Genomic DNA, 13,861 nt, shown 5'->3' on the forward strand with positions numbered 1-13,861 from the left:
TTTAACCATGTCTGTGTTTACCCCCCTGGCTCGGCCTGAGCTGGAAGCTTTTCTCGCCCCTTATGGCCTCGGCCGCCTGCTTGATTTCCAGGGGATTGCCGCCGGTAGCGAAAACACCAATTTCTTTATCAGCCTGGAGCAGGGCGAATTTGTCCTGACCCTGATCGAGCGTGGCCCGGTGCAGGAGATGCCGTTCTTCATCGAATTGCTCGACGTGCTGCACCAGGCCGACCTGCCAGTGCCTTACGCCCTGCGTACCACCGACGGCGTGGCCCTGCGCGAACTGGCCGGCAAGCCTGCGCTGTTGCAACCGCGCCTGGCTGGCAAGCACATCAAGCAGGCCAACGCGCAGCATTGCGCCCAGGTGGGCGAGTTGCTGGCTCACCTGCACCTGGCAACCCAAGCCAATATGATCAAGCGCAAGACCGATCGTGGCCTGGACTGGATGCTGGAAGAAGGCACGCAGTTTCTCTCGCACCTGAAACCCCAGCAGAAAGATCTGTTGCAGCGGGCACTGGAAGAAATCACCGAGCAGAAAGAAAAAATCCTCGCGTTGCCACGCGCCAACATCCACGCTGACCTGTTCCGCGATAACGCGATGTTCGAGGGCACGCACCTGACCGGGCTGATCGATTTCTATAACGCCTGTTCGGGGCCGATGCTCTACGACGTGGCGATTGCCTTGAACGACTGGTGCTCCGACGATGACGGCCTGATCGACGGGGCACGGGCTCGGGCGTTGCTCGGTGCTTATGCGGCGCTACGTCCTTTCACCGCGACCGAAGCCGAGCTGTGGCCGACCATGCTGCGGGTGGCGTGCGTGCGCTTCTGGTTGTCACGCTTGATCGCGGCAGAGTCGTTTGCCGGGCAGGACGTGTTGATTCACGATCCGATGGAGTTCGAGTTGCGGTTGGCGCAGCGGCAGAAGGTCAGCACGCCGTTGCCTTTCGCCCTCTAAAAGCTTCGCGGGCAAGCCCGCTCCCACAGGTGGCCGGTGTGAATACAGATTTTGTGTTCACCAAGGACCCCTGTGGGAGCGAGCCTGCTCGCGAATAGGGCGACGCAATGTTTGAATTACAACGACTCCAGGCATCCCGCCAAATCATTGCCCAATTTTTCCAATACCTGCTCATACCCCTGGGCAGTCGCCGGCGTATACCCGCCTAGCGCATCCAGCTCCGCCAGTTTCACCGGCAGGCCCGCCACCAGGGTTTCCGCCAGGCGTGGACGCAGCGGCGGTTCGCTGAATACGCAGGTCTTGCCGACTTCCTGCAACCGCGCGCGCATCGCTGCGACGTGCTGGGCGCCGGGTTGCACTTCAGCCGCGACGCTGAACACCCCGGCGTGCTTGAGGCCGTAGGCGTCTTCGAAGTAGTCGAAGGCTTCGTGGAACACGAAGTAAGGTTTGCCTTCAACACCCGCCAGACGTTTCTTCAAGCGAGCATCCAACGCATCCAGGCGCTCATCAAAGGCCTTGAGGTTACGCTGGTAGTGCGCCGCGTTGGCGGAATCGGCTGCGCCCAGATCCGCAGCCATTTTCGCCGCGATTACCCTGGCGTTCGCCGGCGATAGCCACAAATGCGCATCCAGAGTGCCTGGGCGATGATCGTGGTCATGTTCGTCGGCTTCTTCAGCGTGGGAATGGTTGTCTTCGGCGAAATGTCGCAATTTCAGGCCAGGCAGGTCCTGCACGGCAACGCTTGGCAATGTACGACCGTTGAGCACCCGCGGCATGAAACCTTCCATGTCCGGCCCGATCCAGTACAGCAGATCCACCGATTGCACCTTCCGTACGTCGGAAGGGCGCAGGGCATAGTTATGCGGCGAGGCGCCGGGTGGCAGCAAGACCTCCGGAATCGCCACGCCGTCCTGCACGGCAGTAGCGATCAGCTGTAGCGGCTTGATGCTGGTGAGGACCCTGACTTCGGCTTGCGCCGATCCGATCAGTAGAAAACTTGCGATAAATGCGACAAAGATAGAAAAAAGTCGGGACACGATAACCACTCGAGGAGGCGAGAACGGGTAATATAATAACGTCTCTCACAAAATTCGTCGCCGCTCATGCCTAAAACACCGATTGCAAGTCGCCCCCACGACCACTCTCATTGCGTTCACAGCGCTTTGTCTGAGGCCGATGCCTTGTGCGCACGCCAGGGCTTGCGCCTGACTGCGTTGCGTCGGCGGGTGCTGGAACTGGTGTGGCAAAGCCATAAACCGCTGGGGGCGTACGACATTCTCGCGGTACTCAGTGAGCAGGACGGTCGCCGGGCTGCGCCGCCAACGGTCTACCGCGCGCTGGACTTCCTGCTGGAAAACGGCCTGGTGCACCGTATCTCCTCGCTCAACGCCTTCATCGGCTGTAATCACCCGGCGCACGCGCACCAGGGGCAGTTCCTGATCTGCCGTGAATGCCACGCTGCCATCGAACTCGAACAGAAGTCCATCAGCGACGCGATCATCGCCAGCGCCAAGGACGTCGGGTTTGTCGTCGAAGGTCAGACCGTTGAAGTGATCGGTCTCTGTTCAGGCTGCCAGGGGGCTTGATGAGCAACGCGCTGATCCGTCTCGAGCAGGTTGCCGTCACGTTTGCCGGGCAACCGGTGCTGGATAACATCGAGTTGAGCGTCGAGCCGGGGCAGATCGTGACCTTGATCGGCCCTAATGGCGCCGGCAAGACCACCCTGGTGCGCGCCGTGCTCGGCCTGTTGAAACCCGACAGCGGCAGCGTCTGGCGCAAACCGAAACTGCGGGTGGGCTATATGCCGCAAAAGCTGCATGTCGATCCGACCCTGCCGCTCTCGGTGCTGCGTTTCTTGCGCCTGGTGCCAGGTGTGGACCGTGCAATGGCCTTGGCCGCGCTCAAGGAAGTCGGCGCCGAGCAGGTGATCGATAGCCCCGTGCAAAGTGTTTCCGGCGGAGAAATGCAACGCGTTCTGCTGGCCCGGGCCCTGTTGCGCGAGCCGGAATTACTGGTGCTCGACGAACCGGTACAAGGGGTCGACGTGGCGGGTCAGGCCGAACTCTATAGCCTGATCACCCGCCTGCGAGACCGTCACGGCTGCGGCGTGTTGATGGTCTCCCACGATCTGCACCTGGTGATGAGCACTACCGACCAAGTGGTTTGCCTGAATCGCCATGTCTGCTGCTCCGGCCACCCCGAGCAGGTCAGCGGTGATCCGGCATTCGTCGAGCTATTCGGAAAAAACGCCCAAAGCCTGGCGATTTATCACCACCATCACGACCACGCCCACGATTTGCACGGCTCGGTGGTCAAGGCGCCCACCTCGGGCCATAACCATGTTCACGGAGATAGCTGCAAGCATGGCTGATTTTCTGCTCTACGCCCTGCTTGCAGGTCTGGCCCTGGCGGTTGTAGCGGGCCCCCTGGGCTCCTTCGTGGTCTGGCGGCGCATGGCCTATTTCGGCGACACCCTGTCCCACGCGGCATTGCTCGGCGTGGCGCTGGGTTTTCTGCTGGATGTCAGCCCGACAGTTGCGGTCACGGTCGGCTGTTTACTGTTGGCGGTGTTGCTGGTGACCTTGCAACAGCGCCAGCCGCTGGCCTCCGACACGCTTTTGGGAATTCTCGCACCCAGCACCCTCTCTTTAGGCTTGGTGGTACTAAGCTTCATGCACGAAGTGCGGATCGACCTGATGGCCTATCTGTTCGGCGACTTACTGGCGATCAGTCCGACCGATCTGGCCTGGATCCTCGGGGGTAGCGCAGCGGTGCTGGCATTGCTGGTGACGTTGTGGCGGCCATTGCTGGCAATCACCGTGCACGAGGAGCTGGCGAGGGTCGAAGGACTGCCGGTGGCGGGTTTGCGCCTGGCACTGATGCTGTTGATCGCCGTGGTCATTGCGGTGGCGATGAAAATCGTCGGTGTGTTGCTGATCACCTCGTTGTTGATCATTCCGGCGGCTGCGGCACAACGTCACGCCCGCTCACCGGAGCAGATGGCACTGGGTGCGAGCCTGCTTGGCATACTCGCCGTGTGTGGCGGATTATCGCTTTCCTGGTTCAAGGACACCCCGGCGGGCCCGTCGATTGTAGTGGCGGCGGCCGCGCTGTTTCTGCTGAGTTTTGTTCTGCCCCGTCGAGGGGTGTAGACTTGCTCGTTTTTTGCGCAAATAGAGAGTCGCAGGAATGAAGTCGTTCGCCTCCCGTTATCTGCTCCTTGTCGCATTTTCTTTGCTGCTGGGCGCTTGCCAAAGCACGCCACCAGCCCCCGAGGCCCCGGATGCGCGGGCCACGGCCATTGCGCAGCTGGAACAAAGCCTGGCCAGCAGCGAACTGGCCACGGCCGAGGGTCAATTGGCGGCGTTGCAGGCCGAGTCGCCCAACGACCAATCCCTTGAGCAATACCAGCGTCAGCTCGCCGAAGCCTATCTGTTGCGTAGCCAGATCGTGCTGCAAAAAGGTGATGTGAACGCCGCCGCCACCGCGCTGAGCCGTGCCCGCGTGCTGATGCCCAAGGCGCCAGCACTGACCGGTGGGGTCAATGGTGCCATCGCCGAGGCCCGCAAGGCTGAACTGGAAAAAGCCGAAGCGGCCCTCAAGGCTGCCGAAGCCCAACCAAAAGCCAAGGTCATCGACCTGACCGCTGAAAGCACCACGGTTGCGTTGAATATCAACGATATGGCCAAGCTACGTCGTCAACTGGACGCCATCGCCGCCGATGTGGTGAACTTTCAGTGTGATGTGAGCATTCAGGCGCCGCGTACCGACGATTACCCATGGCTGGCCAATTTGCTAACCAAGCGGGTGAAGAAGCTCGATCCGCAGTTTGAGCTGAATCTGGAGCGGCAGATTATTCGCAGCGTTCCGGCGCAGATGGTTTTGAGCCCGCGCAAGTCTTGAGAAAAAGATCGCAGCCCTGTAGGCGCTGCGATCTTTTGCTTTTCAGGCCGGAATCGCCTTGGCCTTAGGCTCCCTGTCCCAAACCCGATGCTGCCCGATTGCCGCAAAGAACGGCTTGGCCAATTGGCCGTTCGCTCCCACGATCAAACCCGCATCAACTTCCAGCTTCAACACATCCAGCAGCTGCTTCGCCTCGCCATGCAGCGCGATCGCTTTCAAATGTTTGTAAGCTTCGAGCAGGTAGTGCAACGCCACGCCGTCGCCGCTCAGCGCCTTGATCGAGGCAGCACCCCCCGGAACGAACACCGCATCGAACGCAATGGACGGCATGCCCTCCATCGACGCATCCACGGGTAGCATCTTGCCGGCAGCGGTCGTGACCGGCGCCGAGGTGGGGCCAAGCAGTTTGGCGTGCGCACCCTCAGCTTCCAGGGCCTTTTTCATCGCATCGATCGCATTGCCATCGACGCCGTTAGCCGCAAGAATCGCCACTTTTCGGGTCTTGATATCCCCCGGCAGCAAGTTGGCCTGGCTCAGGGCTGGGGAACGATCCAGAGATATCTTCGGTACGTCGACCGTACCGGCTTTGGGTGCTGGCAGGCCAAGGTTTTGCGCCACGCGCTTGGCCAGCTCCAGATCGATGTTGGCCAGAATCTCGTTCACCTCGCGCGCGCGGATATGCTCCCGTTCGACCTTGCCCAGCTCAAAGCTGTAGGCGGAAATGATGTGCTCCTGCTCGTGCTTGCTCATGCTGTGGAAAAACAGCCGGGCCTGGGAAAAGTGGTCGCCAAATGACTCGCTGCGCTGACGGATCTTGTTGGCGTCGATGCGCTCCTGATAACTTTCGAACCCGCCGTCCTGGGCGGCGGCGGGCGTCTCTTTCGGCCAGCCGCCGTCGATCGAGTTCGGTTCGTAGGACGCGCGCCCCTTGTCGATGGTGGTGCGATGCAACGCATCACGCTGGCCGTTGTGGAACGGTGCTACCGGACGATTGATCGGGATTTCGTGAAAGTTCGGCCCACCGAGTCGGCTGATCTGCGTGTCGGTGTAGGAAAACAGCCGACCTTGCAGCAACGGATCGTTGGAGAAGTCGATCCCGGGCACGATATGCCCCGGGCAGAAAGCCACCTGCTCGGTTTCAGCGAAGAAGTTGTCCGGGTTGCGGTTGAGCGTCATTTTCCCCAGCGGCGTAATGGGTACGAGCTCTTCTGGAATCAGCTTGGTGGGGTCGAGGATGTCGAAATCGAAAGCGTGTTCGTTTTCTTCCTCGATGACCTGTACGCCGAGTTCCCATTCCGGGTAGTCGCCCATCTCGATGGCTTCCCAGAGATCGCGGCGATGATAGTCGGTGTCCTTGCCTGCCAGTTTCTGCGCTTCATCCCACACCAGCGAGCAGGTCCCGGCGGCAGGGCGCCAGTGAAATTTGACGAAGCGCGACTTTCCTTCGGCGTTGATCAGGCGGAAGGTATGCACGCCGAAGCCTTGCATGCTGCGCAGGCTTTTCGGGATGGCCCGGTCGGACATCGCCCAGATCACCATGTGGGCTGATTCGGGTTGCAGCGAAACAAAGTCCCAGAACGTATCGTGGGCCGAGCCGCCCGTAGGGATTTCGTTGTGAGGCTCGGGTTTTACCGCGTGGACAAAGTCGGGAAACTTGATGGCGTCCTGGATGAAAAACACCGGCATGTTGTTGCCCACCAGATCGAAGTTGCCTTCATCGGTGAAAAACTTCACGGCGAAGCCTCGTACGTCCCGCACGGTATCGCCCGACCCACGGGGCCCCTGCACTGTGGAAAAACGCACGAATACCGGGGTTTTTTTCGCAGGATCCTGCAGAAAACCGGCCTTGGTCAGCACGGAGTGGTTCTCGTAGGACTGGAAGAAGCCATGAGCGCCGGTACCGCGGGCATGCACGATGCGCTCGGGGATACGCTCATGGTCAAAGTGCGTGATCTTTTCACGCATGATGAAATCTTCCAGCAGCGACGGCCCACGGGCACCGGCTTTCAGCGTGTTTTGATTGTCTGCAACCTTCACGCCTTGATTGGTACGCAAGGCCTGGCCTGTGGCGTCGGAGCGGAATTTTTCCAGGCTATCGAGTTTGGTGTTGGTGTTGCTGCGGTCCAGGGTATCGGTCCCGGCCAGTGCGCTCTTGGGGGCGGCAGGCTTCTTGGTACTCATCGGGCGTGTCTCCTCGGGTTTTTTTTCGAGTGGCCCTATTAGTGACTGATGGTGTTTTGCGGCGTTCCTTTTATCTGACCTTTGATCGCGTTATTGCCAAATGACTGGTCGAATGCGAAATAAATGCTAAGAACTGCTATACGGACAGGCTAAAATGCGCGCCCGGCTAACCGCTGATCCTTTTCCAACGCGCCCCACAAGGTTCGCTACGTGATCGAGTTTCAAAACGTCCATAAAACCTACCGCGTTGCCGGTAAGGATATCCCCGCCCTGCATCCGACCAGCCTGACGATAGAGAACGGTCAGGTCTTCGGTCTGATCGGCCATTCCGGTGCGGGAAAAAGTACCCTGCTACGTCTGATCAATCGCCTGGAAAACTCCAGCGGCGGCAAGATCATCGTTGATGGCGAAGAGGTCACGGCGCTCGACGCCAACGGCTTGCGCCGTTTCCGTCAGCAGGTCGGGATGATTTTCCAGCACTTCAACTTGCTGGCATCCAAGACCGTGGCCGACAACGTTGCCCTGCCACTGACGCTGGCGGGTGAGATGTCCCGCCCCGAGATCAACCAGCGTGTCGCCGAGTTGCTGGCCCGGGTCGGTTTGTCCGACCACGCCAACAAGTACCCGGCGCAGTTGTCCGGCGGCCAGAAGCAACGCGTCGGCATTGCCCGCGCCCTGGCAACCAAGCCGAAAATTCTCCTGTGCGATGAAGCCACCAGCGCCCTCGACCCGCAAACCACGGCGTCGGTCCTGCAATTGCTGGCCGAGATCAACCGTGAGCTGAAGTTGACCATCGTGCTGATTACCCATGAAATGGACGTGATTCGCCGGGTCTGCGACCAGGTCGGAGTCATGGACGCTGGCGTGATCGTCGAGCAAGGCACGGTGGCCGAGGTGTTTCTGCATCCTAAACACCCGACGACCAAGCGCTTCGTGCAAGAAGACGAGCAAATCGACGAAAGCGAACAACGTGACGACTTCGCTCATGTGCCTGGCCGCATTGTGCGCCTGACCTTCCAGGGTGAAGCGACCTACGCGCCCCTTCTGGGTACCGTCGCTCGGGAAACCGGTGTGGACTACAGCATCCTGGCCGGTCGTATCGACCGCATCAAGGACATCCCTTACGGGCAACTGACCCTGGCCGTGACCGGCGGTGACATGGAAGCGGCCTTCGCCCGCTTCACCGCGGCCGACGTCCACATGGAGGTGCTGCGCTAATGGAAGCCCTGACAAGTTTCTTCGCCAATATCGACTGGTTTGAAATCTGGCTGGCCACCGGCGACACCCTGCTGATGCTCGGTGGTTCGCTGTTGTTCACCGTGCTGCTGGGCCTGCCGCTGGGGGTGCTGTTGTTCCTCTGCAGCCCCCGTCAGTTGCTGGAAGCCAAAGGCGTCTATGCGATGTTGTCCCTGGTGGTGAACATCCTGCGTTCGCTGCCGTTCATCATTCTGCTGATCGTGATGATCCCGTTCACGGTGTTGATCACGGGTACCTCCCTCGGCGTCGCCGGTGCAATCCCACCGCTGGTAGTGGGCGCTACGCCGTTTTTTGCGCGCCTGGTGGAAACCGCGTTGCGTGAAGTGGATCGCGGCATCATCGAAGCGACCCAGGCCATGGGCGCGACGACGCGGCAGATCATCACCAATGCCTTGCTGCCTGAAGCCCGTCCCGGCATCTTCGCGGCAATTACGGTCACAGCCATTACACTGGTTTCCTACACGGCCATGGCCGGTGTGGTCGGTGCTGGTGGCTTGGGTGACTTGGCGATCCGGTTCGGTTACCAGCGCTTCCAGACTGACGTGATGGTGGTCACGGTGGTGCTGCTGCTGGTGCTGGTGCAGGTCCTGCAAACCGTCGGCGACAAGCTGGTTGTGCATTTTTCCCGGAAATAAACAGTTCTCGTAAATGACAAATGAGCCGGTCATTCGCTGGCAGGCGCCAAACGGGCGCCGCAAGCGGGTACCCACATGGAGTTAGCTGAATGAAAAAACTACTCGTCGCGTTCGCTGCCGTTGCAGCCTTTTCCGCCCACGCTGCCGACACCCTGACTGTCGCGGCGACCCCGGTTCCACATGCGGAAATCCTTGAATTCGTTAAACCGGCACTGGCCAAGCAAGGCGTCGACCTCAAGGTCAAGGTCTTCACCGATTACATCCAGCCGAACGTGCAGGTCGCGGAAAAACGCCTGGACGCCAACTTCTTCCAGCACCAGCCGTATCTGGATGAGTTCAACAAGGCCAAGGGCACCCACCTGGTGTCGGTAGCCGGCGTTCATCTTGAGCCACTGGGTGTTTACTCCAGCAAGTACAAGTCCCTGAAAGAGCTGCCAAGCACCGCCACCGTGGTGATCCCCAACGATGCCACCAACGGCGGCCGTGCGCTGCTGCTGTTGGCCAAGGCCGATATGATCAAGCTGCAGGATTCAAACAACATCCTGTCGACGGTCAAGGACATTACCGAGAACCCGCAGAACCTGAAGTTCCGTGAGCTGGAAGCCGCGACCATCCCGCGTGTACTGACCCAGGTTGACCTCGCGCTGATCAACACCAACTATGCGTTGGAAGCCAAGCTCGATCCTTCCAAGGACGCGCTGTTCATCGAAGGCAGCGACTCGCCTTACGTGAACATCCTGGTTGCCCGCCCGGACGACAAGGACAGCGAAGCGATGAAGAAGCTGGTAGCTGCCCTGCACAGCCCGGAAGTGAAGGCCTTCATTCTCGAGAAGTACAAAGGCGCGGTCGTGCCGGCGTTCTGATTGGCTGAACGCAACGAAAAAGGGGCGCATTGAATGCGCCCCTTTTTTTCGCCTGAAATACGGAGCCCTGTAGGAGCCGGCTTGCCGGCGAGGGCAATCTCGCGGGCCCCTTCGCCGGCAAGCCGGGCTCCTACAGGTTTTGTGATGTGTTCACTGACGCTTGAGCATCACCGGCAACTGCGCCACCAGCTTCACATTGTTCAACGGCGCCCGGATAAACCCGCGCTGCGTCCCGTCCGGCCCGATGACCGCCAGGTTGCCACTGTGGTCGACGGTGTAATTCGGCTTGCTGGTATCGGCCGGAATGAATGGAATGCTCACGGCGTTGGCCACTTTCTGCAGGTCTTCGATAGAGGTCGGCGTCAGGCCGACGAACTGTGGATCGAAGTAACCCAGGTACTGCTTGAGCTGTTTCGGCGTATCGCGGTTGGGATCGACGCTGACCAGCACGATCTGCAACTTGTCCACCGCTTCGGGCGGCAGTTCACTCTTGATCTGGCGCAGTTGGGCGAGGGTGGTCGGGCAGATGTCCGGGCAGAAGGTGTAGCCGAAGAACAGCAGCGACCATTTGCCTTTGAGTTCATTGATCGCCACCGGCTTGCCGTCCTGGTCGGTCATCGTCACGCTCGGCAGGTTGCGGCTTTGCGGCAGCAGGATGATCCCGGCGTCGATCAGTGCCGTCGGGTCGCCCTGGCTTTTGCCGGACAGCACTTTGTTGATGGTCAGGCCCAGGACCAGCGCGATCAGGGCGACAAGGATGAAGACGGTTTTCTGGGTTCGAGTCATAGGTTCAACAATAAGTAGTGGTCAACGAGCAGGGCGATGAACAACAGGAACAAGTAGTAAATAGAGTACTTGAAGGTGTTGATCGCCGCGTGCGGCCGAGTGCCACGGTACAGCACCACGGCCCATTGCAGGAACCTGGCGCCAAGACCGAGGGCGCAGACCAGGTAAAGCAGGCCGCTCATGTGAATCACATAGGGCATCAGGCTGACGGCCAGCAGCGCGAAGGTATAGAGCAGGATGTGAATCTTGGTGTAGTGCTCGCCATGGGTCACCGGCAGCATCGGGATATCGGCCTTGGCATATTCCTCCTTGCGATGGATGGCCAGCGCCCAGAAGTGCGGTGGGGTCCAGGCGAAGATGATCAGTACCAGCAGCAGCGGTTCGGCGGTGACGTGGCCAGTGGCGGCGGTCCAGCCGAGCAGGGGGGGCGCGGCCCCGGCCAGGCCACCGATGACGATGTTCTGCGGCGTGGCTCGTTTGAGAAAACCGGTGTAGACCACCGCGTAGCCGAGCAGGGAGGCCAGTGTCAGCCACGCGGTCAGTGGATTGGTGAAGGCCAGCAACAAGGCCTGGCCCAGCAACGCCAGCATCAAGGCAAACGTCAGCGCGGCGGCCGGTGATACCCGGCCTTCGGCGAGCGGCCGCTTGTGGGTGCGCGCCATGACTGCATCGATGCGCCGGTCCACCACATGGTTGACGGCTGCGGCCCCGCCAGCGCATAGCGCGATCCCCAGATTGCCGAACACCAGCACGGTCCATGGCACCCCGGCGCGGGTCGCGAGGAACATTCCCGCCAGCGAGGTGATGAGCATCAGCACCACCACCTTGGGTTTGGTCAGCTCCAGGTAGTCACGCCAGATCGCCTGGCCGTGACGCGCGCCGATCAGAATCGCCATGGCATCTCTCCTTTTATTGTTATGGGCCCGGCTGAATGTTTACGCGGGCTGAAGCGCCAGCGAGTCGGCTGCTTGACCCGAACCAGGCTGGTCCGGGCGTGGTAATTGACCAGCACCAGCGTCAGCAGCAACGCAGCGCCACCCGCGTTGTGGGCGACAGCCACCGGCAGCGGCAGATGAAACAGCACGTTGCTGATGCCCAGGGTGATTTGCGCGGCAAGGGCGATCAGCACCAAGCCTGCCAGGCGCGTCATGCCGACGACCTTCAGTTGCCAGGCAAGGCCGAGCAACACCAGGGTCACCAGCAGCGCGCCGATGCGATGGGTCAGGTGAATCGCGGTGCGGGCATCGCTGTCGAGCTGCCCGCCGAGATAGTTCGGACCGATATGTTGGGTCAGGTGAAAACCGTTGGCGAAGTCGGCGGGCGGCAGCCATTGACCGTGGCAGGTCGGGAAGTCGATACAGGCCACAGCGGCGTAGTTGGAACTCACCCAGCCGCCGAGGGCAATTTGCCCGATCACCAGCAACAATCCGGCAGTCGCCCAGTACTGCAGGCGTCGCGGTACCGTGAGTGCGGGTAATACGCCGGACAGGCGCAAGGTCAGCAGAAACAGCAGGCTCAAGGTCGCAAAGCCGCCCAGCAGATGCCCGGTGACCACTTGTGGCCAGAGCTTGAGTGTCACCGTCCACATGCCGAACGCCGCCTGGGCGAACACCACTGTCAGCAGGAACAACGGCAGCTTCACCGGTTGCCCTGGATGCCGGCGATGGACCCAGGCCCGACCGGCCAACACCGAGATCAGCAGCCCCAGTGTGCCGGCGAAGTAGCGGTGGATCATTTCGTTCCAGCCTTTATGGGCTTCGACAGGCGTGTCCGGAAAATGCAATTCGGCATGGGCCAGTTGCGCCTCGCTTTTCGGAACGCTGATAAAGCCGTAGCAGCCGGGCCAGTCCGGGCAGCCCAGGCCTGCGTGGGTCAGGCGGGTGTAGGCGCCGAGCAGCACCACAATCAGTGCCAGCAAGGTGGCAAACAGCGCGAGGCGAAATCCAGGCTTGGCCATGACGATGCCCTTATCCGATGTTCGACAGTTTCAACAGGTGACGCAGGTCGTTCAGCAAGTCTTTGCCCTTCACCGACGGGTCATAGCGCAATACCAGGTTGCCGTGGGGGTCGATGATCCACAGTTGCGGTGCGGTCTTGTCGCCATGGGTCTTGGTGAAGGTGGAGAGGTCCAGCGGGTAGCGTTGCAACTGCGGGTATTCGCGGGTCAGCTTGGCGTCATAATCGCTGCTCAGCGGTTGTGTCACGGCAATGGCATGGCTGGCTCGCCCGGCATCGCGACCCAGGCCGATCTGCACCTGCCGCGCCAGATACACCAGTTGCTGACAGTCCACGGCACACGCCTTGGGCGCGGTCACCAGCAGCTGCCAGCGTTGCTCGTCAGCCTGCACGCCCAGGTCGGCGCGGGTCTGGCCGTTGCCGATCAGCTCACCGTGATAACTGCGGCCTTCCGGCACCCAGAATTGCAGTTTGTACATGCCGGTGGCGAGGATCATCGGACCGATCACCCCGAGCAGAATCAGCAGCAGTTGCAGGCGACCCTTGCGCCGACTCGCCGGCGTTTTGGCCTCAGACATGCTGGGTGGATTCATGGCCGCTCCCATGGTGTTTCTCCTTTGCGTTGTGCCAGCCGAGGTAGAGGTATAGACCGAACAGGGCGATCGACATGGCGAACCACTGCACGGCATAAGCGATGTGTTTTTCCGGCCCCATGGCCACCACCGGCCAATCGGCCTGATAGGTAGAGGGACCCGTTTCGGCGCGTATTTCGTAAGCAAAGCCATCGCGCTCGAGGGCTGTCCAGAGCCTGGCTGGCTCAACCGCGGTCACCAGTTGGGGCCAGACCGTAGTGCTCGGGTCGGCGTGCAACTGGAAGGTGGCGCCGGGGGGAACGTAGACCCAGGCGTCGAGACTCAGGGCCTGGGCGGGGGTGTCGAATTGCGGCGGGGTACGCCGGTCCGGCCATGGCAGCCAGCCACGATTGACCAGCAGCCACAGCCCGGTGGCCTGATCCTGAAAGGGTTGCAACAATTCGACGCCGACCTTGCCATCGCGCTGGCGGTTGTCCAGCAACAGGCTGTGGCCGGCGTCGAACCGACCGTGCAGGTGAACCCGGCGGAAGGCCGGATCTGGTGTGTGTAGCAGCTCGGCGCTGGCCATCGGTTCTGCGGCCCGGCGCTCGGAGTAGCTTTGCAGCAGCGCGCTTTTCTCCGCGCCTCGGCTCAATTGCCAAAACCCGAGCGACACCAGCAGCGGCAACAGTAGCGCAACCACCAATGTCGGAATGATGCCCGGCCGAAAGCGCTTCATGGCTTCGCCAG

At 60.9% G+C, this 13,861-nt stretch carries 15 protein-coding genes; 8 read left to right on the top strand and 7 right to left on the bottom strand.

The genetic code is table 11. From position 1 onward, the window contains the following. The first annotated feature begins 7 nt into the window (after positions 1-7). The gene (locus tag BKX96_RS18220; RefSeq protein ID WP_046818668.1) at positions 8-958 is read left to right on the top strand and encodes a homoserine kinase; all 951 of its coding nucleotides are present in this window, start codon (positions 8-10) and stop codon (positions 956-958) included. A gap of 116 nt (positions 959-1,074) precedes the next feature. Here the strand turns inward: BKX96_RS18220 and BKX96_RS18225 are convergent, their stop codons facing one another. Then, a complete protein-coding gene (locus BKX96_RS18225) occupies positions 1,075-1,995 on the bottom strand; it encodes a zinc ABC transporter substrate-binding protein (RefSeq protein WP_077185119.1) in 921 nt (306 codons plus the stop codon). Positions 1,996-2,061: 66 nt separating this feature from the next. Here BKX96_RS18225 and zur point away from each other — a divergent pair, with 66 nt between their 5' ends. The 4 genes from zur to BKX96_RS18245 are packed head-to-tail and all read left to right on the top strand — an operon-like array spanning position 2,062 to position 4,861. Continuing rightward, the gene (gene zur / locus BKX96_RS18230; RefSeq protein ID WP_046818670.1) at positions 2,062-2,544 is read left to right on the top strand and encodes a zinc uptake transcriptional repressor Zur; all 483 of its coding nucleotides are present in this window, start codon (positions 2,062-2,064) and stop codon (positions 2,542-2,544) included. Beyond that, positions 2,544-3,329, top strand: coding sequence for a zinc ABC transporter ATP-binding protein ZnuC (znuC, locus tag BKX96_RS18235; RefSeq protein ID WP_046818671.1), 786 nt, complete (start codon positions 2,544-2,546; stop codon positions 3,327-3,329). Before zur ends, znuC begins: the two co-directional genes overlap by 1 nt. Then, positions 3,322-4,110, top strand: a complete 789-nt coding sequence (gene znuB / locus BKX96_RS18240; RefSeq protein ID WP_046818672.1) for a zinc ABC transporter permease subunit ZnuB — start codon at positions 3,322-3,324, stop codon at positions 4,108-4,110. The genes znuC and znuB overlap by 8 nt, the downstream gene beginning before the upstream one ends. Positions 4,111-4,147: 37 nt before the next feature. Next, the gene (locus BKX96_RS18245) at positions 4,148-4,861 is read left to right on the top strand and encodes a PA5502 family lipoprotein (RefSeq protein WP_046818673.1); all 714 of its coding nucleotides are present in this window, start codon (positions 4,148-4,150) and stop codon (positions 4,859-4,861) included. A gap of 42 nt (positions 4,862-4,903) precedes the next feature. Here the strand turns inward: BKX96_RS18245 and katE are convergent, their stop codons facing one another. Then, positions 4,904-7,081, bottom strand: a complete 2,178-nt coding sequence (gene katE / locus BKX96_RS18250; RefSeq protein WP_166620476.1) for a catalase HPII — start codon at positions 7,079-7,081, stop codon at positions 4,904-4,906. Between the two features lie 171 nt (positions 7,082-7,252). Here katE and BKX96_RS18255 point away from each other — a divergent pair, with 171 nt between their 5' ends. From BKX96_RS18255 to BKX96_RS18265, 3 genes are all read left to right on the top strand, one after another. Beyond that, positions 7,253-8,260, top strand: a complete 1,008-nt coding sequence (locus tag BKX96_RS18255) for a methionine ABC transporter ATP-binding protein (protein WP_046818675.1) — start codon at positions 7,253-7,255, stop codon at positions 8,258-8,260. Then, the gene (locus tag BKX96_RS18260; protein ID WP_008002212.1) at positions 8,260-8,934 is read left to right on the top strand and encodes a methionine ABC transporter permease; all 675 of its coding nucleotides are present in this window, start codon (positions 8,260-8,262) and stop codon (positions 8,932-8,934) included. The genes BKX96_RS18255 and BKX96_RS18260 overlap by 1 nt, the downstream gene beginning before the upstream one ends. An 89-nt stretch (positions 8,935-9,023) precedes the next feature. Beyond that, entirely contained in the window at positions 9,024-9,797 is a 774-nt protein-coding gene (locus BKX96_RS18265) for a MetQ/NlpA family ABC transporter substrate-binding protein (RefSeq protein ID WP_046818676.1), read from the top strand. A 150-nt stretch (positions 9,798-9,947) separates the two neighbouring features. On the opposite strand, the gene BKX96_RS18270 is transcribed toward BKX96_RS18265, so the two are convergent. Genes BKX96_RS18270 through BKX96_RS18290 form a run of 5 tightly spaced genes read right to left on the bottom strand, consistent with a single transcriptional unit; the run spans position 9,948 to position 13,850 of the window. Beyond that, positions 9,948-10,583 carry an SCO family protein gene (locus tag BKX96_RS18270; RefSeq protein WP_077185121.1) on the bottom strand — a complete coding sequence of 212 codons (636 nt, stop codon included), beginning with the start codon at positions 10,581-10,583 and terminating at the stop codon, positions 9,948-9,950. After that, positions 10,580-11,479, bottom strand: coding sequence for a heme o synthase (gene cyoE / locus BKX96_RS18275; protein ID WP_077185123.1), 900 nt, complete (start codon positions 11,477-11,479; stop codon positions 10,580-10,582). The genes BKX96_RS18270 and cyoE overlap by 4 nt, the downstream gene beginning before the upstream one ends. Then, positions 11,467-12,540: a COX15/CtaA family protein gene (locus tag BKX96_RS18280; RefSeq protein WP_046818679.1), complete on the bottom strand. Its 1,074-nt coding sequence runs from the start codon at positions 12,538-12,540 to the stop codon at positions 11,467-11,469. Before BKX96_RS18280 ends, cyoE begins: the two co-directional genes overlap by 13 nt. A gap of 10 nt (positions 12,541-12,550) precedes the next feature. Beyond that, positions 12,551-13,144, bottom strand: coding sequence for a PA_0111/PP_0108 family redox-active disulfide protein (locus BKX96_RS18285; protein ID WP_046818680.1), 594 nt, complete (start codon positions 13,142-13,144; stop codon positions 12,551-12,553). After that, positions 13,110-13,850 carry an SURF1 family protein gene (locus BKX96_RS18290; RefSeq protein ID WP_046818681.1) on the bottom strand — a complete coding sequence of 247 codons (741 nt, stop codon included), beginning with the start codon at positions 13,848-13,850 and terminating at the stop codon, positions 13,110-13,112. Before BKX96_RS18290 ends, BKX96_RS18285 begins: the two co-directional genes overlap by 35 nt. Positions 13,851-13,861: the final 11 nt, after the last annotated feature.

It is taken from the genome of Pseudomonas putida (assembly GCF_001976065.1).
Taxonomy (GTDB): Bacteria; Pseudomonadota; Gammaproteobacteria; order Pseudomonadales; family Pseudomonadaceae; genus Aquipseudomonas; species Aquipseudomonas serbica.